Origin of the sequence: Micromonospora sp. U56, from assembly GCF_018070095.1 — a bacterium.
Taxonomy (GTDB): Bacteria; Actinomycetota; Actinomycetes; order Mycobacteriales; family Micromonosporaceae; genus Micromonospora; species Micromonospora purpureochromogenes.
Genome location: NZ_JAGPYL010000038.1, coordinates 1 through 18,881, shown reverse-complemented (window position 1 = coordinate 18,881; position 18,881 = coordinate 1). Strand labels below are relative to the sequence as shown.

Below are 18,881 nucleotides of genomic sequence, written 5' to 3'. Positions count from 1 at the left end.
CCCCTTTGCTCTGCTGCGGCGGGGGCAACACTGGGAGCGCTTCGCCGTTGCCGGGAGGCAGCAGAGCAAAGCGCGCGGGACAGGGGCGTAACCCGTCTTACCTCAGTGGAGATCGGCGCTGGTCTCAGGAGCGGCGGGCGGACTCGACGACGAAGGGGGTGCCCTGCTGGCAGGTGGTCATCATGTCGGGCTTGGGCTGACCGGTGACGGTGACCCGGGCGCCGACGGTGAGCACGTCCCGGGGGCCGCCGATGAGCTGGTACCCCTCGACCAGCAGGCAGTTCGGCTCCACCCCGGCCTGGACGGTGCCGGTGATGGTGGTGGCGCCGGGGCCGGGCGGCACGCTGGGGCCGGCCGGCGGCCGCTTGGTCGGCGGCAGCGCGGTCGGGGGCGGAGCGGTCGGCGGGACGGCGGTCGGGTCGCCCGGCTGCGCCGGGCCGCTGCTGGGCGCGCTGGTCACCGGCAATCCTTCCGAGGGGCTGGGGGTGCCCGTCCGGTCGTCGCCGTCCTGGCCGCCGCAGGCGGTCAGCGCCGCGCAGGCGACCAGGGCGGCGAGGACCATCCGAGGAGTCTTCATGCCCACTGGGACGTGACCGGCGGGCGATCCGTTCCCGGTCAGGCCCGCGCGGCGGCGGCCTTCATGTCGCGCTTGAGCTCCTGCGGCAGCGAGAAGGTCAGCCGCTCGTTGGCGGTGGTGATCTCCTCGACGTCGGTGAAGCCCCGCGCGGCGAGGTGGGTCAGCACGTCCTGCACCAACTCGTCCGGCACGCTCGCGCCGGACGTGACGCCGACCGTGCCGGCACCGGCCAGCCAGGCGTCGTCGATCTCGTGCGCGAAGTCGACCAGGTGCCCGGCGCGGGCGCCGGCGTCCAGGGCGACCTCGACCAGGCGCACCGAGTTGGAGGAGTTGCGCGAGCCGACGACGATCACCACGTCGCACTCGGGGGCGATCTCCTTGACCACGTGCTGCCGGTTGGAGGTGGCGTAGCAGATGTCGTCGCTGGGCGGCGACTGGAGCAGCGGCAGCCGGGACTTGAGCCGGGCGACCGTCTCCAGCGTCTCGTCCACCGACAGGGTGGTCTGGGAGAGCCAGACGACCTTGTTCGGGTCCCGCACGGTGACCTTGTCGACGCCTTCGGGGCCGTCCACCAGTTGGATGTGCGCGGGGGCCTCGCCGGCGGTGCCGATGACCTCCTCGTGCCCCTCGTGGCCGATCAGCAGGATGTCGTAGTCCTCGGCGGCGAACCGCTTCGCCTCCTGGTGCACCTTGGTCACCAGCGGGCAGGTCGCGTCGATCGCCTTCAGCGAGCGCACCTTCGCCTGCTCGTAGACCTCCGGGGCGACGCCGTGCGCGGAGAAGATGACGGTGGCGCCCTCCGGCACCTCCTCGTTCTCCTCGACGAAGATCGCGCCCTGGGCCTCCAACGTCCGCACCACGTGCTTGTTGTGCACGATCTGCTTGCGCACGTAGATCGGGGCGCCGTAGAGCTTGAGCGCCTCCTCCACGGTCTGCACCGCCCGGTCGACGCCCGCGCAGTAGCCGCGGGGCTTGGCCAGGAGCACGCGCTTGCCGGTCCGGGGGGTCGTCTCAGCCTGGGTCACCCGACCATCGTACGTGCCGGGTTTTCCGCCGGCAGCGGCTGCGACCCTCACCACAGCCGTGGCCAGGGACCGGCAGAATGGGCGGACCGGCAGCGCGCGCGGCCACCGGCCACCGTCCGAAACCCACATTTCGGGTACGAAAGGACGCGCGCCACGGTGATCCAGAAGACCCCCGACGAGATCGCGCTGATGGCCCGGCCCGGCGCCATCCTGGCCGGGGTGCACGAGGTGCTCCGGGAGGTGGTCTCCCCCCCGGTGTCAGCACCGCCGAGCTGGACTCCCGGGTGCTCACCGCCCGCCCCGGCGAGCGGCGCGCGCTGTCGGGGCTGCCGCAGGTCGTCGGGGGCTGACCGTAGGGTGGGCGGGTGACCGACGCCCCGCGCAGCACCCCCGAGGAGCCCTGGCCGGTCCGGGTGGTCAGCCAGAAGGTCGGCGCCTGGATCGCCAAGCTCGGCTGGGTCTGGGTGGACGGCCAGGTGGCGCAGATCAGCCGGCGCCCCGGCGCCAGCACCGTCTTCCTCACCCTGCGTGACCCGTCCGCCGACCTCAGTCTGACCGTCACCACCAACCGGGACGTCCTCGACTCCGGCGCGCCGGAGCTGCGCGAGGGCGCCCGGGTGGTGCTGCACGCCAAGCCGGAGTTCTACGCGGCCCGCGGCACGCTGAGCCTGCGCGCCGACGAGATCCGCCAGGTGGGGCTCGGCGAGCTGCTGGCCCGGCTGGAGAAGCTCAAGAAGCTGCTCGCGGCGGAGGGGCTCTTCGACCGGTCCCGCAAGCGCCGCCCGCCGTTCCTGCCGCAGCGGGTCGGGCTGATCACCGGGCGCGCCTCGGCCGCCGAGCGGGACGTGCTGACCAACGCCCGGCGGCGCTGGCCGGCGGTGGAGTTCCGCACGGTCAACGTGGCGGTGCAGGGGCCGAGCGCGGTGCCGCAGATCGTCGACGCGTTGAAGGTGCTCGACGCCGACCCGAGCATCGACGTGATCATCCTGGCCCGGGGCGGCGGCGGCATCGAGGACCTGCTGCCCTTCTCCGACGAGGCGCTGTGCCGGGCGGTCTTCGCCTGCCGCACCCCGGTGGTCAGCGCGATCGGCCACGAGACGGACGCACCGCTGGTCGACTACGTCGCCGACGTCCGCGCGTCCACGCCGACCGACGCGGCCAAGCGGGTCGTGCCCGACCTCACCGAGGAGGTCCGCCTCATCGGTCAGGCCCGGTCCCGGCTGGAACGCGCGGTCCGCAACCTGGTCGACCGGGAGTCGCACCGGCTCGCCCTGCTCCGTTCCCGACCGGTGCTGGCCCGCCCGCAGGTGATGGTCGACCAGCGGGCCGCCGAGGTGAGCGCGCTGCGGGACCGGACCGGCCGCTGCCTGGACCACCGGCTCGGCGCCGCCGACGACGACCTGCGGCACACCCTGGCCCGGTTGCGCGCGCTCTCCCCCGCGGCCACCCTCGATCGCGGGTACGCGATCGTGCAGCGCGCCGACGGCCACGTCGTCCGCGCCGCCGCCGAGGTGGCCAAGGGCGACCCCCTGCGGGTACGCCTCGCCGACGGCGAGCTGACCGCGACCGTCGACGGCTGAGGAGTGTGGTGGGATGGGTGCGATGACCGACGAGACGAAGGACGAGCGGCTCAGCTACGAGCAGGCTCGCGCCGAGCTGGCCCAGGTGGTCGAGAAGCTGGAGGCCGGCGGCACCTCGCTGGAGGAGTCGCTGGCGTTGTGGGAGCGCGGCGAGAAGCTGGCCGACGTCTGCCAGCGCTGGCTGGACGGCGCCCGGGCCCGCATCGACGCCGCCCGGCAGGCCGCCGACTCCTGACGCCCGCCCGACCCGGGCGGTGGACAGCAGCGGCGGGACGGCCGACAGCCGCCCCGCCACCGCAGCCGACGGCTCAGTTGAACAGGTTGTAGAACTCCTTGGGCGCCTCGACCACCTGGTCGGCCGGCGGCTTCTGCGCGGCGGCGGCGTTGCCGTAGTCCGAGTAGGTGACCTTGATGTCCTGCGCGGCGTTCTGGCCGGCGGCCGGGATCTGGACCACCATCTCGCTGAGCCGGCCCTGCGGGTCCAGCTTCGCCGTGAACGGCACCGACTTGGCCTGCGGGCCGAGCGCGGTGATCACGGACTGGTCCACCGAGCCGGCCTCGGCGGCCTTCGACACGTCGAGCGTGCCGGCGTAGGTGCCCTCGCCGGTCTGCCGTACCTCGGTGATGCCCTGGGTCAGCACCTCGCTGCCGGCCGGGTCGATCTTGTCGAAGTCGAAGCCCAGCGCCTTGTTGCCCTTAATCCGGGTCTGGTCGAGGTGCTGGTACTTGCCGAGGTTGAGCTTCTGCGCGCCCGGGATGCTGCTGGCGGACTTGCCGCCCAGCTCCAGCTTCACCCAGCTGTCCGGCTTGGCGTGGATCAGGTCGAGCTTCATCGACAGGTCCGAGGACGCGTCACCGATCAGGACGCGCATCTCGGCGCTCTGGCTCGGCTCGTGCACCTGCCCCTCGGCGCTCGAACCGGCACCGGACATGGTGAACCGGAAGTTCCCGTTCCTGATCTCGTTGGTGGAGTTGAGCAGGGCCTGCCTGGCGTCGCCGTTGACCGCGCCGGAGGCGCCCGGCGAGGCGCTGCCGGAGACCGTGGGGGACGCGGAGGCCCCCGCCTCGCCGGTCCCGGTGCTGTTGCAGGCGGCAAGCCCAGGAGTGAGCAGCGTCGCGGCGAAGACCGCCGCGCTGAAGCGCCGAATGGTCACGTGAACCTCTCAAGTGGGTCGTCCGGCCCGCGGGGGCGCCGGAGGCGTGGCGTCGAGGCCTTGCACCTGCCCCGCCGCACGAGTCCCGTCCGGCCGACGGAGCGAGCCGGCGAGGTCGCGTACCTTCTGTTCCCTGACGCCGCGTTCGGCAATCCCTGTCCGGTCCACCTGATGGAACACCACTCCTCGGGTGGGGGCGACGGACCACGCCGCGCCTTACCCCGGCGGCGTCAGTCCTTGAACATCTCGTAGACCTGGTCGGACGCCTCGACGACCTGCTTCGCCGGGGGCTTCCGCACCGGCCCGCCCAGGCCCGGCGGCGTCAGCGCAACGAGCCGGCGAGCTGCCGCAGCTCGTTCTCCCGGGCGTCGCCGATCACCAGGATCGTGCGGTTCGGTTCGAGCAGCACCAGGGCCTGATCGTTGCCCCGGCCGGTGTACCGCTGCCAGTTGCGCCCGCCCAGGTCGGTGGGCCCCTGGGGCTGCCCCTCGGCGGTCAGCTCGGCGGGCAGCAGCTTCTCCGGCGGCACGTTGCTCTGCACGAGCTGGACGCCCCGCCCCTCCGGAGTGAGATAGCCGACACGCAGGTTGGCACCACCCTCGACGGTGCGGTAGCTGGCGCTGACCGTACGCCAGCCGGAGCCCAGCCCCGCCGGCTCGCTGACCGGGAAGGCGTTCGCCGCGCGGGCCTGCTCGTAGGCGGGCGCGGCGTCGATCACGGTCGGCTGCTCGCCGCCGAGGAAACCCCGGTAGAAGGCGACCAGCAGGGCGATCGGGACGAGGAGCACCAGCAGCGAGAGCGCCATGTCCTTCGGCGACCGCTCGGAGCGGGACTTCTCCTTGCTGGCGGGCCGGCCGGCGGCCGGCCGCGCCGGCGGCACGTCGGCGTCCACTGCGGCGGCGTCGGGCGTCGGCTCGACCAGCGCCGGGTCGCCGCCGCCGGCGCCGGCGGGCGTCTCGACCAGCGCCGCCTCGGTGCCGGCCCCGGTCGCCGAGCCGCCGCCGGCCGGTCCCTTCGACGGGCCGGACCCGGCCACCGCGTCGGTCGCCCCGGTCGGGGTCACCGGCGGCTGGCCGTCGGGCGGGGTCTGGTCGGCGGGTACGCGGTCGGCAGGCTGTGCGGGGTCCACCCGTCCATTCTCGCAGCCGCGCGGGTGACCGATCCCGCCCACCACCGCCCCGCCCCGACACCGGACCTGTCATCGTGTGAGGATCAGCGACAAAGCCGGCAGCGGCGACCGCAGCACTCTGCCGGTCCACCCCGCAACGTCGCGAGGAGGAAGCCGTCATGACGACGAACACCAGGACGCGGATCCCCCAGGATCTCGACCGCAACCTTGCCCTCGACCTGGTCCGGGTCACCGAGGCAGCGGCGATGGCCGCCGGCCGGTGGGTCGGCCGGGGCGACAAGGAGGGCGGCGACGGGGCAGCCGTCGACGCGATGCGCAAGCTGATCAACTCGATCCCGATGCGCGGGGTGGTGGTGATCGGCGAGGGCGAGAAGGACAACGCGCCGATGCTCTTCAACGGGGAAGAGGTGGGCGACGGCACCGGACCCGAGGTGGACGTCGCGGTGGACCCGGTCGACGGCACCACGCTGATGAGCAAGGGCATGCCGAACGCGCTGGCGGTGCTCGCGGTCTCCGAGCGCGGCGCGATGTTCGACCCGAGCGCGGTCTTCTACATGGAGAAGCTCGCCGTCGGTCCGATGTACGCCGACGTGGTGGACATCAACGCCGGGGTGGCCGACAACCTGCGCCGGATCGCCAAGGTCAAGGGCACCGACGTCTCCGAGGTGACGGTCTGCGTGCTGGACCGCTCCCGCCACGACGACCTGGTCAAGCAGATCCGGCGTACCGGGGCGGGCATCCGGTTCATCTCCGACGGCGACATCGCGGGCTCGATCGCGGCCGCCCGGGGCGAGTCCGACGTCGACGTGCTGATGGGCATCGGCGGCACGCCGGAGGGGATCATCTCGGCCTGCGCGCTCAAGTGCATGGGCGGTGCGATGCAGGCCAAGCTCTGGCCGCGCGACGCCGAGGAGCGGGAGAAGGCGCTGGCCGCCGGGCACGACCTGGACCGGGTGCTCAGCACCGACGACCTGGTCACCGGCGACAACTGCTTCTTCGTGGCCACCGGTGTCACCTCCGGCGACCTGCTGCGCGGCGTGCGCTACCGGGCCGGCGGGGCGTACACCCAGTCGATCGTGATGCGCTCCAAGAGCGGCACGATCCGGGTGATCGACTCGTACCACCGGCTGGAGAAGCTGGCCCTCTACTCGGCGGTCGACTTCGACGGCCGGCCGCTGGCCGAGCAGGAGTGAGTACGGCCGGGACGGCGGTCCGTCCGACCGTCCCGGCGTCCCGGCGGATCGTCGCGACCGGGCTGGCGACCGCCTCGGGGGTCGCGGTGGCCGTGCAGTCCCGGATCAACGGCGAACTGGGCGTACGCCTGGCCGACGGGATCGCCGCCGCGGTGGTCTCGTTCGGGCTGGGCCTGCTGGTGCTGCTGGTGCTGGTCCCCGCCACCTCGGGTGGGCGGCGGGGACTGCGCGACCTGAGCGCGGCGCTGCGGGACGGCTCGCTGCGCCCGTGGCAGTGCCTGGGCGGGTTGTGCGGGGCGTTCCTGGTCGCCACCCAGGGGCTCACCATCGGCACGCTCGGGGTGGCCGTCTTCACGGTGGCGGTGGTCGCCGGCCAGTCCGCGAGCAGTCTGGCGGTGGACCGGGCCGGGGTGGGCCCGGCCGGCCGGCAGCCGGTGACGCCGAGCCGGCGGGCCGGTGCGGCGCTGACCGTGCTCGCCGTCCTGCTGGCGGTGGGCGACCGGCTGGGCGACCCGGGAGCCCTGATGCTGGCCCTGTTGCCGCTGCTGGCCGGGGTCGGCATCGCCTGGCAGCAGGCGGTCAACGGTCGGGTCCGGGTCGCCTCGGGCAGCGCCCTGGCGGCCACGCTGGTCAACTTCACTGTCGGCACGATCGCCCTGCTGGTCACCTTCGCTGTCGACGGCGCGGTCCGGGGCTGGCCGGCCGGCGCCCTGCCCGCCGAGCCGTGGCTCTACCTGGGCGGGCCGATCGGCATCGTGTTCATCGCGATCGCGGCGGCGATCGTCCGCTTCACCGGGGTGCTGCTGCTCGGGCTGGCCACCATCGCGGGGCAGATCGTCGGGGCCGTACTGCTGGACCTGGTCCTGCCGACCGCAGCCTCGCACCCGGGGCCGGCGACCCTGGCGGGCGCCGCGCTGACCCTGGTGGCGGTGCTGGTGGCCGCGCTCGGCCCGGCGCCCCGCCGCTGAGCCCGGGCCGGGCTCGCGGCGGGTGCCGGCGGGTCAGCGGCGCAGGGCCGTGACCGTCTCCTCGATCGCCCGGTCCAGCGGCGTCGCGTCGATGCCGAGGGTGGCGGTGGTGGCGGTGGAGTCCATCAGATACGGCCGGTCGAACTGGTAGGCGGTCTCGCGCAGCTCGCGCGCGAGCGGGTCGGCCAGGCCGCCGAGCCAGAGCACCGGGTAGGGCATCCGGGTCAGCTTCGGCGCGGGCGCGCCGACCAGCGCCGCCGCGCGGGTGGCCAGCTCGCGCATGCCGGCGGCGGGTGCGCTGGGCACGTGCCAGGCCCGGCCCCAGGCCCGCGCGTCGCCGGCGGCGACGACGAGGGTACGGGCGACGTCCGGGATGTACGTCCAGGTGTGCGGGGCGTCCCAGTCAACCGGGAGGAAGACCCGCCGCCCGTCGAGCACCCGGGGCAGCACCAGCATCGGCAGGGACGTGCCGCCGGCACCGAGGTAGTCGGAGCCGCGCACCTCGGTGACCCGGGCCCGGCCGGCCCGGTGGGCGGCGAGCGCCTCGGTCCACATCCGGTTGCGCACCCGGCCCTTGGTGCCGGTGGCGGCGAGCGGGGTCTGCTCGGTCATCGGGCCGTCGACCGGCCCGTACCCGTAGAGGTTGCCGACCGTGGCGAGCACCGCGCCGGTCCGCTCGGCGGCGGTGAGCAGCGCGCCGGCCAGCGGCGGCCAGTCGGTCGGCCACCGGTGGTACGCCGGGTTCGCGCAGTTGTACAGGGCGTCCGCGCCCTCGGTCAGCGCGGTGAGGCGGTCGGCGGCGGCGGCGTCGGCGGCGACCCGCTCGACGGCGGGATGCTCCGGCCCGCTGCCCCGGCGGGTCACCACCCGGACGCGCTCACCCCGCTCGGCGAGGAGACGGGCGGTGGCCGTGCCGACCGGACCGGAGCCGACGATCACGTGCAGGGACATGGGAACGCCTTTCGAAGCGGAGATACGAACCGAGAGCACTGCTCTCACTTGCCAACACCAGCATGCCCGCCCACCCACCGAGTCGTCAAGAGCAGTGCTCTCTTTTTTGATTGCCGCTCCAGTTCGTGGCAGAGTGGACCCATGCCCGCTTCCTCGATCCGCGCCCGGGTCCGCGCCGAGATGCTCGACGAGATCAAGGCAGTGGCCCGCCGCCACCTCGCCACCGACGGCGCCAACCTCTCGCTGCGGGCGGTCGCCCGGGACATGGGCATGGTGTCCTCCGCGATCTACCGCTACTTCCCGAGCCGCGACGACCTGCTCACCGCGCTGATCCTGGAGGCGTACGACGCGCTCGGCGACGCGGTGGAGTCGGCCGACGCCGGCGTCGACCGGCAGGACCTGCGCGGCCGCTGGCACGCGGTGTGCCGGGCGGCCCGGGACTGGGCCCTCGCCCACCCCGCCGAGTACGCCCTGCTCTACGGCAGCCCGGTGCCCGGATACGCCGCACCCGACGACACCGTCCTGCCGGCCCAGCGCCCGCCGGTGACCCTGGTCGGCATCCTGCGCGACGGGCTGGTCGACGGACGGCTGGCCGCCCCCGACGACGAGCTGCCCGAACCGCTGCGCGCCGACCTGGCCGAGATCGCCGCCGGGCTCTTCCCCGGCCTGCCGGAGTCGCTGCTGTCCCGGGGCATGGCCGGCTGGACCCAGCTCTTCGGCCTGATCAGCTTCGAGCTGTTCGGCCGGATCAACCGGACGCTCCCGCACCGGGACGCGTACTTCGACCACCAGACCGGGCTGATGGCCGACCTCATCGGCCTGCCCCGCTGACGGTCGCCTCAGCCGGCGTCGGAGGAGTGGCCCGGGAAGAGGTGGGCGCTCGGGTCGATGGCGACGGCGGCGTTGTTGACCGCGGTGGCCGCCTCGCCGAAGCCGGTGGCGATCAGCCGCACCTTGCCCGGGTACTCGGTGATGTCTCCGGCGGCGAAGACGCGCGGCAGGTTGGTCGCCATCGCGCTGTCCACCACGATGTGCCGGCGGTCCAGCCGCAGCCCCCACTCGGCCAGCGGTCCCAGATCGGCGGTGAAGCCCAGCGCCGCCACCACCGTGTCGACCGGCAGCGTCTCCGCGTCGCCGCCGCGCACGGTGATCTCGGCGGCGGTCACCGTCGCGTCCCCGTGCAGCCTGGTCAGCTCGGCGTTGACGATCACCCGCACCGGCAGGGCCAGCACCCGGGAGACCGTCGACGCGTGCGCCCGGAACTTCTCCCGCCGGTGCACCAGCGTCACCGAGCGGGCCAGCGGTTGCAGGGTCAACGCCCAGTCGAAGGCCGAGTCGCCGCCGCCGACGATCAGCACGTCCCGGTCGGCCAGCGCCGTCGGCTCGGGTACGAAGTAGACGATCCCGCCGCCCACGAAGCTCTCCGCCACCGGCAGCGGGCGCGGGGTGAAACTGCCCAGTCCACCGGTGATCACCACCGCGCCGCAGCGCAGCTGGTCACCGCCCGCGAGCCCGAGCACCGGCCGGCCGTCGACGTGGGCGAGCTTCTCCGCCCGGGTGCCGAGCAGGTACTCCGGGTGGAACGGCGCAACCTGGGCGACCAGGTTCGCCACCAGGTCCCGTCCCTTGACGGCGGGGAAGCCGGCGACGTCCAGGATCAGCTTCTCCGGGTACATCGCGGTGATCTGCCCGCCCGGCTCGGGCAGCGCGTCGACGACCGCCACGGACAGCCCCCGGAACCCGGCGTAGTACGCGGCGAACAGGCCCGTCGGGCCGGCCCCGATCACCGCGACATCGACCTCGCGCATGGGCGTACCGTCGCTTTCCGCTGGCGGATCAACGCGTGCTGCTGCCGACGGTAGGCCCGCCGCCCCCGCCGGGCAAGCATGTCCCGATCTCCGGCGGCGCGGTGGCGGGTCGCCCGGCTCAGGGCATGGTGAGGGTCGACTCCGAGTGGTACGGCCCGCCCGGCTCGGGCCGGCGGCGCCGGAACAGGATCGCCGCGACCACCCCGCCGAGCAGCCCGAACAGGTGCCCCTGCCAGGAGATCCGCTCGTCGGTGGGGAGGATGCCGAGCAGCTGCCAGCCGTAGAGCAGGCCGACCAGCAGCACCACCGCCAGGTTCCACCAGCTGCGCTCCACCAGGCCCCGGGTCAGCAGGATGCCGAGGTAGCCGAAGATCACCCCGCTGGCGCCGACGACCACCGAGTTGGGCGCGCCGGTGAACCAGACGCCGAGCCCGCTGACCAGCACGATGATCAGGGTGGACCAGAGGAAGCGCCGGGTGCCGGCGGCGAGCACGAAGGTGCCGAGCAGGATCAGCGGGATGCTGTTGCTGTAGAGGTGCTCGAAGCCGTGGTGCAGGAACGGCGAGAAGAAGACCCCGTCCAGGCCCTGGATGCGGTGCGGGATGATCCCCGCGGCCACGTCGAGGCCGAAGTCGAGCCCCTGGTCGAGGGCCTCGATGAGGAAGAGGAACGGCACGACCGCGCACATGGCGACGAAGGCCCGGCCGAGGGCGGCGTAGAACGCGTCGGTGCCGAACCGGGTCGGGTCGCCGCCCGGTGGGTGCAGGGTCACCCTGACAGGGGTATCAGCATTCGTGGCCGACCGCCACCTGGGCGGCGTGCCGGCCCAGAGCACGACGAGGGCGGGGCGGGTGGTCGCCCACCCGCCCCGCCCTCGTTCGCGACGATCAGTACCAGCCGACGCTCTGGCTGTGCGCCCAGGCGCCGCAGGGGTCGCCGTAGCGGCCCTTGATGTAGCCCAGGCCCCACTTGATCTGGGTGGCCGGGTTGGTCCGCCAGTCGTCGGCGACGCTGTCCATCTTGCTGCCCGGCAGGGCCTGCGGGATGCCGTACGCCCCGGAGGAGGGGTTGCTGGCCTTGTGGTTCCAGCCGCTCTCCTTCGTCCAGAGCTTGTCCAGGCACGGCATCTGGTCGATCTTGAAGCCGGCGTCGAGCAGCAGCGCGCAGCCGATCTCGCGGTTGCCGCTGAACTCGTTGCAGGACGCGGGGATCGGACCGGTGAACGGCTGGGTCTTGGCCTCGGCCTCCTTGGCCGCCGCCTCCCGCGCCTTCTTCCGGGACGCCGCGGCGGCCTCGGCCTCGCGGGCCCGCTCGGCCGCCTCCTTGGCGGCCGCGGCGGCCCGCAGCTTCGCCTGGTACTCGGCGGCCCGCTGCTTGGCCGAGCTGCGCTGGTGGTCGGCCTGCCGCTCGCGCTGGTAGTCGTACTCGGCCTGGTCGACCTGGAGGCCGACCTGCGCGGTCAGGCCCTGTTGCTGGGTTTCCCGGTCTTCGCCCAGGTAGAAGCCGCCGGCAACGCCCACGGAGAGCAGTGCGACGGCGGCCGTACGGGCGCCGAACCGGCTCCACAGCCGACTCACGAAGTGGTCCCTTCGTCGGGGGCAAGGACGCGGCGCGGGCCGGCCGTCTCCGGACGCGGTCGTGCCGCGAGCGCCCCGACCGGAGCCGGTCGCATCCGACGCACCGACTCTCGCCGTGGCTCGTCCTTGGGGTGGGACGAACGATACTCGACGATCTTGTCGGGGCGCGGGCGCTCGTTGGACACCATCGCGCACAGTGAGACTGATGGGAAACCAACAGACCCATTTGTGACCTGCGCCACAAGATGAATGTGGACGGAAGTGAGCGCAACGGACGCCCGAGACGACTACTGCGGGATGTCCTCCAGCAGATCAGTCACCATCGCGGCGATCGGCGACCGCTCCGAACGGCTCAGCGTGACGTGCGCGAAGAGCGGGTGACCCTTCAGCGCCTCGATCACCGCCGTCACACCGTCGTGCCGGCCCACCCGCAGGTTGTCCCGCTGAGCGACGTCGTGGGTGAGCACCACCCGGGACCCCTGACCGATCCGGGACAGCACGGTGAGCAGCACGCCCCGCTCCAGCGACTGCGCCTCGTCGACGATCACGAAGGCGTCGTGCAGGCTCCGGCCCCGGATGTGGGTCAGCGGCAGGACCTCCAGGATCCCCCGCGAGGTGACCTCCTCCAGCACGTTCTCGTGCACGACCGCGCCGAGGGTGTCGAAGACCGCCTGCGCCCAGGGCGACATCTTCTCCGACTCCGAGCCGGGCAGGTAGCCCAGCTCCTGGCCGCCGACGGCGTACAGCGGGCGGAAGACGATCACCTTCTTGTGCCGGCGGCGTTCCATTACCGCCTCCAGGCCGGCGCAGAGCGCCAGCGCGGACTTGCCGGTGCCGGCCCGCCCGCCCATCGAGACGATGCCGATCGACTCGTCCAGCAGCAGGTCCAGCGCGACGCGCTGCTCGGCCGAGCGACCGTGCAGGCCGAACGCCTCCCGGTCACCCCGCACCAGCCGGACGGTCTTGTCGGGCAGCACCCGGCCCAGCGCCGAGCCGCGGGCCGAGTGCAGCACCAGGCCGGTGTGGCAGGGCAGGCCCGCCGCGGCGTCCAGGTCGAGGGTCTCACCGGCGTAGAGCCGGCCGATCTCCTCCTCGCCCAGCTCCAGCTCGGCCATGCCCGTCCAGGTGGGGTCGCTGGCCTGGCCGTGCCGGTACTCGTCGGCCCGCAGCCCGACCGAGGCGGCCTTGACCCGCAGCGGCATGTCCTTGCTGACCAGGGTCACCTCCCGGCCCTCGGCGGCCAGGTTCAACGCCACGGAGAGGATCCGGGCGTCGTTGGACTCGCTGCGGAAGCCCGGCGGCAGCACGCCGTCGTCCGAGTGGTTGAGCTCCACCCGCAGCGTGCCGCCGGCGTCGTTGGCGGGCACCGGGCGGTCCAGCCGCCCGTGCCGCACCCGCAGCTCGTCCAGCATGCGCAGGGACTGCCGGGCGAACCAGCCCAGTTCGGGGTGGTGGCGCTTGCCCTCCAGTTCGGAGATGACCACCAGGGGCAGGACCACCTCGTGCTCGGCGAAGCGGTGGAACGCCGCCGGGTCGGACAGGAGCACCGAGGTGTCCAGGACGAACGCCTGGCCGGCTGGTCGGGGCTCCTCGGTGCCGGCCGGGGCGGCGGCCGTCGTACGGCGGCTCCGGGTGGCTCGGCGGGTCGTGGCAGTCGCGGCCGGGGTCTGGTCGGCACCGGCGGGCGTACGGCGAGTCGTCACAGGCCTGCTCCGACGGATGGGCACCCGCCACCCGTGTTCCGCCTCCTCCGGTGCCCGGGGACACGGGGTCGGATGCGGAACCCCGTGCGCGAGGTCGCAGTTCCGGGCGGACCGGCTGGCCCGGGAGAACCCCGTGCCATGCCTAGACGCTAGCGGCGCCGGGCCACCTCGGCTAGAGGTGGAGGTGGATCTCCCTCGACCGGGACGTGAACGTCGGCGGCGGACCGGCCGGGATGCATGCCCCCTGCGCGCATCCCGGCCGGTGGGGCCACCGTCACCGGTCTGACGTGGCCCCGACGGTGCGTGCCCGCCGCGGACGACGCACCGGGTCGGTGCCGGCGTGGGTCGTCAGCCCTGCCGCCGGACGAGGGTCCCGGTCGGGTGCCGGCCGGTGACCGGGGGGACCGGGGCGGTAAAGGAGGAGCCGGTGTACGTGGTGCCCTGGCGGGCGACCGCGGTGGTGGTGACCGTCGCGGTGGTCACCGCCGGTGGCCCGCTCACCGGCCCGGCCAGGGCCGAGGCGATCGCGGCCTGGGCGTCGCGGCGTCGCCGGTTCCACGCCCCCCGGTCGCCGTCGAAGTAGCCCTGCCGGTAGCCGAAGCGATAGCCGATCCGGTAGCTGAGCTGGCCGTGCAGCCGGCCCGCCGCGTAACTGGTGGCGCCGAGGACGAGGACGAGGAAGACCGCGAGGAACGGGCTCATCCGGCGGCTCCGCCGCGCCGCGCCGGCCCGGTCACCGGTCCTCCGGCTCGATCGTGGTGGGGTCGACGACCAGGAGCCGCTCCAGGTCGTCGGTGCTGACCTCCTCCACCAGCTCGACGCTGATCCGGCACCCGTCCAGGAGGATCTCGGCGACCGAGGAGCGGCGGATCTCGCCGCCGGCGTCGTAGACCCGGACGCTGAGCTCCGGACAACCGAGATGGGTACGCCAGGCGTCCCACTCGTCCCGGTCCCCCACGCTCAGGGACAGGTAGCGGCACCCTCGGGCGAGGTAGAGGCGCCAGGGCGCGCTCAGTCCCGCGGCCACCCCCTCCGCGATCAGGCCGAAGGCCTGGGCACGGGTCGCGAGCTCGGTCACCGCACCTCCCGCGCGCTGGGGGCGTGACGCATGTGAGCACTGATCGTCTCATGCACGTGACACACCGTAGATTGTCCCACGAGCGTGACAGTATCAGCTTTTCGTCCGGTTACCGCCGAACCTAAGTCCTTCTATTCTGCCCAGGTGACACCCCTCGGAAAGGCCCCTGGATCGTTAACACGCGCCCGGAGAGAGTCGTCCCGTTCGCGTGACACCCATACCCACGGACTCCCCACCACGGCCGTCCGGCCGTACCGTCACGGGGTGACCGAGACCGCCCCCGCCCGGAAGATCGCCTTCGCCAGTTTCGTCCGCCGGGCGCTCGACGACGCCCGGGCGATGCGGGCCTGGACGGGCACCGAGGTCTCCCGCCGCACCGGCGTCTCCCGGCAGACCATCAACCGGTGGGTCCGCGGCGACTGGGCCAGCGACCCGGAGGTGGAGCGGGTGGTCGCCTTCTGCGAGGGGCTCGGGCTCAACCCCGCCGCCGCCTTCGCCGCGCTGGGCTGGGACCGGGCCGCCGCGCCCCGCACCGCGGCGACGCCACCGCCGATGGACCCGGACGTGGAGGCCCTGCTGCGCCGGCTGGTCGATCCCGCCGTCTCGGAAGCGGAGAAGTTCCACATTCGAGAAACCATTCGTTATCTCGCTTATCGCCCGACGCTGCCGGCCGACGTCCGAAAACGAGACGAACAGGCCGGGTAGTTCCTCAGATGGCGAAAGAACGCCTGGTCAGACCTCTTCGTTTCGCTACGGGCCAGGAACGGGCGCGCTAGCGTCCGTATTCGTACTGCTTGGGCTCGTCATCGGCGGGGGGACGGGACAAGGCCGAACCCAGCCCTGCGGGACAGAAGGAGGGGTCTGTCCATGACCCTGAAATGGTGGGCAGTCGTGGTCGCGGCGGTGTCGATGACATCGTTCGTGACCGCAAACGTCGCGATAGGCGCGGTCGAGGGCGAGCAGATGCCACTGGTCGTCAACCTCCTCGCGCTCACCACCGCCGGCACCGCGGTGGTGCTGGCCGTGGTCGCCGAGCTGCACGAGCGGCTCAACGACCGGGTCAGCGCACTGACCGAGTTCCTGGTCGCCCGACTCAACGAGATCGAGACGCAGGCCGGCGACCGGAACACCGGATTCGTCGAGGGTTACCTGCTCAGCCACGGCCAGCAGGCCGACGTGGTGCCGTTCGGGCGCCCGCGCCGGGGAGCCGCCGAACGCTGACCGACCACCTGCGAAATCGCCCACCGCCGGAGGCGAGAAGGCGTCATCTCGCGGCCACGAATGAGCCGCCGCCGCCGGGGTACGCTGTCGCGCGTGCCGCCGTTGAATCTGGGCAACCAGCAGCCGAAGACTCCGTTGGACGCCGAACACGCCTGGCGGGCCACCGCCGCACGGGCGGCCCACACGGTGCTCTTCTTCGACTTCGACGGCACCTTGGCGCCGGTCGACGACGACCCCACCGCCGTCCAGCCCGCGCCCAAGGTCCTCGCCGCGCTGGAGGCGCTCGCCCCGGTGGTGCAGCGGGTGGCGATCGTCTCCGCCCGCCCGGTCGACTTCCTCCGCGACCACCTCGGTGGCCTCGCCGGCATCGACCTGTACGGGCTGTACGGGCTGGAGCACAGCCATTCCGGGGGCGAGACGGTGACCGAGCCGGCCGCCCTGCCCTGGGTGCCGACCATGGCGGAGCTGGCCGACCTGGCCCGGGCCGAACTGCCGGCCGGCACGCTGGTCGAGTTCAAGCGGTTGAGCGTCGCCCTGCACTGGCGTACCGCGCCGGGGCTGGGGCCGCAGGTCGAGCAGTGGGGACGCGCGCAGGCCGAGCGGCTGGGGCTGAAGGTGCAGGCCGGCCGGATGGTGCTGGAGCTCAAGCCCCCGGTCGACCGGGACAAGGGCCTGGTCATCGGCGAGATCGTTCGCGACGCCGGTGGCGCCTGGTACTTCGGCGACGACGTCTCCGACATCAAGGCCTTCGCCGCGCTGCGGGCCCGCGCCGCCGCCGACCCGGACTTCTTCGGCGTCTGCGTGGCCGTGGCCAACCCGGAGACCGGTCACGAGGTGGCCGACGCCGCCGACCTCACCCTCGACTCACCGGCCGCCCTCGGCGACTTCCTCACCAGGGCGCTGCCCCACCTGACCTGACCGACCGCCGCCGTGGGCGCGGGCGAGCCCGTCAGGCGCCGAAGCGGCGCTGGCGGTTGGCGTAGGAGCGCAGGGCGCGGAGGAAGTCGACGCGGCGGAAGTCGGGCCAGTTGAGTTCGCAGAAGTAGAACTCCGAATGGGCCGACTGCCAGAGCATGAAGCCGGAGAGGCGCTGCTCACCGCTGGTCCGGATGATCAGATCCGGGTCCGGCAGGCCCTTGGTGTAGAGGTGCTCGGAGATGTGGTCGACGTCCAGCGCGCCGGCCAGCTCCTCGATGGTGCCGCCGGTGGCGGCGTGCTCCAGCAGCAGGGAGCGCACCGCGTCGGCGATCTCGCGCCGGCCGCCGTACCCGACGGCGATGTTGACCTGGGCGCCACCGGCGCAGTCCCGGGTGCGCTCCTCGGCGGCCTTGAGGGCCTGCGCGTGGTGCGAAGGCAGCACGTCGAGCGCGCCGACCATCCGCAGCCGCCAGGGGTTGCCCTCCTCGGCCAGCTCGGTGGTCAGGTCCTCGATGATCTGAAGCAGCGGATCCAGCTCCTCCGCCGGCCGGGAGAGGTTGTCGGTGGAGAGCAGCCAGAGCGTGACGTGGCCCACACCGGCGGCGTCGCACCAGCGCAGCAGCTCCTTGATCCGCTCGGCGCCCATCCGGTGCCCGTCGTTGGGATCGACGAGGCCCATCTCCCGCGCCCACCTGCGGTTGCCGTCGCACATGACGCCGACGTGCCGGGGCACCGGCTTGCCCGCGAGCGACGCCGTCAGCCGGCGCTCGTACACGGAGTAGAGAAGGTTCCGCAGAGTCATCACCTTGCAGGGTAGCGACCCGCCCGGCCGATGGTGACCTCGGAGGTTAACTACGCGCCGAGAGACCGATGCCGATCATGGCGAGGGTGCGGGCGTCCAGCCGGCCGTCACCGAGCCCCAACTCGACGACGCTGCGGTAGACCCGGTCGTCGCGGCGGGCCGCCCGGACGGCGGCGTCGACCACCCGCCGGTGCCGGGCCAGCCAGGCGGCGACCGAGCTGTGCCGCAGGTGCGTACCGAGCCGTCGGCGCAGCGCCTGGGCGTACCGGTCGGCCGCCCGGTCCGGTGCCGCCGCGGCGGCCGCGCCGGCCAGCGCCCCGGAGAGCAGCGCGTAGAAGATCCCCTCGCCGGTGAACGGGTTGATCAGGGAGAGCGCGTCGCCGGCCAGCACCACCCGACCCCGACCGGGCGACGGCCGGTGCGTCGACAGCGGCAGGTGGTGGGCGCGCAGCCCGGTGACCGTGGCCGGGTCGGTCGCCGGCAGCAACGCGGCGAGCCGGTCCAGCAGGTGCGCGCGGCTCAGCGGTTCGCCCCGCAGCACCTCCCCGTACCCGACGTTCGCGCGACCGTCGCCGATCGGGAAGGACCAGGCGTACGCCGGCCAGCGCGGCCCCGAGGTGACGATGAACTGTTCGGGCGGGCCGGGCAGCGCCGGGGCGTACCCCCGGATGGCGAGTGCGAGGTGGCGGTCCGGGTTCGGCGGGTGGCCGAGCGCGCGGCGGACGATCGACCCGGCCCCGTCCGCGCCGACCACCGCCCGCGCGGCCAGTTCCCCGTCCAGCACCACCCGGTCGTGGCGCGGCTCGACCCGGCGGACGGTGTGCCGGCACAGCACGGCGCCGGCGGCCACCGCCGCCGCGACCAGCCGGGCGTCGAACACCTCGCGGGGCACCGTGTACGCGGGCCGGGGCAGCGCCCGGGCCACCGCCGGGCCGCCCGGACCGACCAGGCGCAGCGCGGGCAGCGGGGCGTACCCGGCCACCGCATCGGTCACCCCCAGCCCGGCGAGGACGTCCAGCGCGTGCGCCGCGATGCCGTCCCCGCAGGCCTTGTCCCTCGGGAAGTCGGACCGGTCCAGCAGCAGCACCCGGGCACCGGCCCGGCGGGCGGCCAGCGCGGCGGCCGCCCCGAAGCGGCCGCCGGGCACCGGGTGGCTGCTCACCAGTCGCGTCGCGGCCGTCACGTACAGCCCCTTGA

At 73.5% G+C, this 18,881-nt stretch carries 21 protein-coding genes; 8 read left to right on the top strand and 13 right to left on the bottom strand.

What is annotated here, in order from left to right; translation table 11 throughout:
• Positions 1 to 124: 124 nt before the first annotated feature.
• Complete coding sequence (locus tag KBX37_RS15275; RefSeq protein ID WP_210776600.1) at positions 125 to 577, bottom strand: hypothetical protein; 453 nt, start codon at positions 575 to 577, stop codon at positions 125 to 127.
• Between the two features lie 38 nt (positions 578 to 615).
• Complete coding sequence (locus KBX37_RS15270) at positions 616 to 1,602, bottom strand: 4-hydroxy-3-methylbut-2-enyl diphosphate reductase (protein ID WP_210776598.1); 987 nt, start codon at positions 1,600 to 1,602, stop codon at positions 616 to 618.
• 365 nt (positions 1,603 to 1,967) lie between these two features.
• Here KBX37_RS15270 and xseA point away from each other — a divergent pair, with 365 nt between their 5' ends.
• Both xseA and KBX37_RS15260 read left to right on the top strand, forming a co-directional pair.
• Positions 1,968 to 3,182: an exodeoxyribonuclease VII large subunit gene (gene xseA, locus KBX37_RS15265; RefSeq protein ID WP_210776597.1), complete on the top strand. Its 1,215-nt coding sequence runs from the start codon at positions 1,968 to 1,970 to the stop codon at positions 3,180 to 3,182.
• 22 nt (positions 3,183 to 3,204) lie between these two features.
• Entirely contained in the window at positions 3,205 to 3,417 is a 213-nt protein-coding gene (locus KBX37_RS15260) for an exodeoxyribonuclease VII small subunit (protein ID WP_210776595.1), read from the top strand.
• 73 nt (positions 3,418 to 3,490) lie between these two features.
• Here KBX37_RS15260 and KBX37_RS15255 read toward each other — a convergent pair whose 3' ends face one another.
• Both KBX37_RS15255 and KBX37_RS15250 read right to left on the bottom strand, forming a co-directional pair.
• A complete protein-coding gene (locus KBX37_RS15255; protein WP_210776593.1) occupies positions 3,491 to 4,336 on the bottom strand; it encodes a hypothetical protein in 846 nt (281 codons plus the stop codon).
• Between the two features lie 322 nt (positions 4,337 to 4,658).
• Positions 4,659 to 5,465 carry a DUF4245 domain-containing protein gene (locus tag KBX37_RS15250; RefSeq protein WP_210776592.1) on the bottom strand — a complete coding sequence of 269 codons (807 nt, stop codon included), beginning with the start codon at positions 5,463 to 5,465 and terminating at the stop codon, positions 4,659 to 4,661.
• A gap of 158 nt (positions 5,466 to 5,623) precedes the next feature.
• Here KBX37_RS15250 and glpX point away from each other — a divergent pair, with 158 nt between their 5' ends.
• Both glpX and KBX37_RS15240 read left to right on the top strand, forming a co-directional pair.
• Positions 5,624 to 6,658: a class II fructose-bisphosphatase gene (gene glpX, locus KBX37_RS15245; RefSeq protein WP_088963962.1), complete on the top strand. Its 1,035-nt coding sequence runs from the start codon at positions 5,624 to 5,626 to the stop codon at positions 6,656 to 6,658.
• Positions 6,655 to 7,626, top strand: a complete 972-nt coding sequence (locus KBX37_RS15240; RefSeq protein WP_210776590.1) for a DMT family transporter — start codon at positions 6,655 to 6,657, stop codon at positions 7,624 to 7,626. The genes glpX and KBX37_RS15240 overlap by 4 nt, the downstream gene beginning before the upstream one ends.
• Before the next feature lie 33 nt (positions 7,627 to 7,659).
• On the opposite strand, the gene KBX37_RS15235 is transcribed toward KBX37_RS15240, so the two are convergent.
• Positions 7,660 to 8,577, bottom strand: coding sequence for an NAD-dependent epimerase/dehydratase family protein (locus tag KBX37_RS15235; protein WP_210776588.1), 918 nt, complete (start codon positions 8,575 to 8,577; stop codon positions 7,660 to 7,662).
• A gap of 141 nt (positions 8,578 to 8,718) precedes the next feature.
• Between KBX37_RS15235 and KBX37_RS15230 the strand changes: the two genes are divergently transcribed.
• Entirely contained in the window at positions 8,719 to 9,408 is a 690-nt protein-coding gene (locus KBX37_RS15230; protein ID WP_210776586.1) for a TetR/AcrR family transcriptional regulator, read from the top strand.
• Between the two features lie 8 nt (positions 9,409 to 9,416).
• Here the strand turns inward: KBX37_RS15230 and KBX37_RS15225 are convergent, their stop codons facing one another.
• The 6 genes from KBX37_RS15225 to KBX37_RS15200 all read right to left on the bottom strand — a co-directional run bounded on the left by KBX37_RS15225 (position 9,417) and on the right by KBX37_RS15200 (position 14,743).
• Positions 9,417 to 10,385 (bottom strand): NAD(P)/FAD-dependent oxidoreductase, encoded by a 969-nt coding sequence (locus KBX37_RS15225; RefSeq protein ID WP_210776584.1) that lies wholly within the window; start codon positions 10,383 to 10,385, stop codon positions 9,417 to 9,419.
• A gap of 118 nt (positions 10,386 to 10,503) precedes the next feature.
• Complete coding sequence (locus KBX37_RS15220) at positions 10,504 to 11,157, bottom strand: rhomboid family intramembrane serine protease (protein ID WP_210776583.1); 654 nt, start codon at positions 11,155 to 11,157, stop codon at positions 10,504 to 10,506.
• A 115-nt stretch (positions 11,158 to 11,272) separates the two neighbouring features.
• Positions 11,273 to 11,962: a lytic transglycosylase domain-containing protein gene (locus KBX37_RS15215; protein WP_210776582.1), complete on the bottom strand. Its 690-nt coding sequence runs from the start codon at positions 11,960 to 11,962 to the stop codon at positions 11,273 to 11,275.
• Positions 11,963 to 12,249: 287 nt separating this feature from the next.
• The gene (locus KBX37_RS15210) at positions 12,250 to 13,665 is read right to left on the bottom strand and encodes a PhoH family protein (RefSeq protein ID WP_210776580.1); all 1,416 of its coding nucleotides are present in this window, start codon (positions 13,663 to 13,665) and stop codon (positions 12,250 to 12,252) included.
• A 348-nt stretch (positions 13,666 to 14,013) separates the two neighbouring features.
• Positions 14,014 to 14,367 (bottom strand): hypothetical protein, encoded by a 354-nt coding sequence (locus KBX37_RS15205; RefSeq protein ID WP_210776578.1) that lies wholly within the window; start codon positions 14,365 to 14,367, stop codon positions 14,014 to 14,016.
• A gap of 31 nt (positions 14,368 to 14,398) precedes the next feature.
• Positions 14,399 to 14,743 carry a hypothetical protein gene (locus KBX37_RS15200; RefSeq protein ID WP_210776576.1) on the bottom strand — a complete coding sequence of 115 codons (345 nt, stop codon included), beginning with the start codon at positions 14,741 to 14,743 and terminating at the stop codon, positions 14,399 to 14,401.
• Positions 14,744 to 15,007: 264 nt separating this feature from the next.
• On the opposite strand from KBX37_RS15200, the gene KBX37_RS15195 reads away from it, so the two are divergent.
• The 3 genes from KBX37_RS15195 (at position 15,008) to otsB (ending at position 16,882) form a co-directional block, all read left to right on the top strand.
• Positions 15,008 to 15,448, top strand: coding sequence for a helix-turn-helix transcriptional regulator (locus KBX37_RS15195; protein WP_210776574.1), 441 nt, complete (start codon positions 15,008 to 15,010; stop codon positions 15,446 to 15,448).
• A gap of 162 nt (positions 15,449 to 15,610) precedes the next feature.
• Complete coding sequence (locus KBX37_RS15190) at positions 15,611 to 15,964, top strand: hypothetical protein (protein WP_210776573.1); 354 nt, start codon at positions 15,611 to 15,613, stop codon at positions 15,962 to 15,964.
• 93 nt (positions 15,965 to 16,057) lie between these two features.
• A complete protein-coding gene (gene otsB / locus KBX37_RS15185; protein ID WP_210776572.1) occupies positions 16,058 to 16,882 on the top strand; it encodes a trehalose-phosphatase in 825 nt (274 codons plus the stop codon).
• A gap of 31 nt (positions 16,883 to 16,913) precedes the next feature.
• Here otsB and KBX37_RS15180 read toward each other — a convergent pair whose 3' ends face one another.
• The gene (locus KBX37_RS15180) at positions 16,914 to 17,684 is read right to left on the bottom strand and encodes an isoprenyl transferase (RefSeq protein ID WP_210776570.1); all 771 of its coding nucleotides are present in this window, start codon (positions 17,682 to 17,684) and stop codon (positions 16,914 to 16,916) included.
• Positions 17,685 to 17,730: 46 nt separating this feature from the next.
• Positions 17,731 to 18,873, bottom strand: coding sequence for a geranylgeranyl reductase family protein (locus KBX37_RS15175; RefSeq protein WP_210776636.1), 1,143 nt, complete (start codon positions 18,871 to 18,873; stop codon positions 17,731 to 17,733).
• Positions 18,874 to 18,881 lie beyond the last annotated feature (8 nt).

Coding starts and splice junctions, on each gene's coding strand:
- KBX37_RS15260 (WP_210776595.1), top strand. CDS start 3,205: ATGACCGACGAGACGAAGGACGAGCGGCTCAGCTACGAGCAGGCTCGC.
- KBX37_RS15205 (WP_210776578.1), bottom strand. CDS start 14,367: ATGAGCCCGTTCCTCGCGGTCTTCCTCGTCCTCGTCCTCGGCGCCACC.
- KBX37_RS15190 (WP_210776573.1), top strand. CDS start 15,611: ATGACCCTGAAATGGTGGGCAGTCGTGGTCGCGGCGGTGTCGATGACA.
- KBX37_RS15180 (WP_210776570.1), bottom strand. CDS start 17,684: ATGACTCTGCGGAACCTTCTCTACTCCGTGTACGAGCGCCGGCTGACG.
- KBX37_RS15275 (WP_210776600.1), bottom strand. CDS start 577: ATGAAGACTCCTCGGATGGTCCTCGCCGCCCTGGTCGCCTGCGCGGCG.
- glpX (WP_088963962.1), top strand. CDS start 5,624: ATGACGACGAACACCAGGACGCGGATCCCCCAGGATCTCGACCGCAAC.
- KBX37_RS15225 (WP_210776584.1), bottom strand. CDS start 10,385: ATGCGCGAGGTCGATGTCGCGGTGATCGGGGCCGGCCCGACGGGCCTG.
- KBX37_RS15230 (WP_210776586.1), top strand. CDS start 8,719: ATGCCCGCTTCCTCGATCCGCGCCCGGGTCCGCGCCGAGATGCTCGAC.
- KBX37_RS15235 (WP_210776588.1), bottom strand. CDS start 8,577: ATGTCCCTGCACGTGATCGTCGGCTCCGGTCCGGTCGGCACGGCCACC.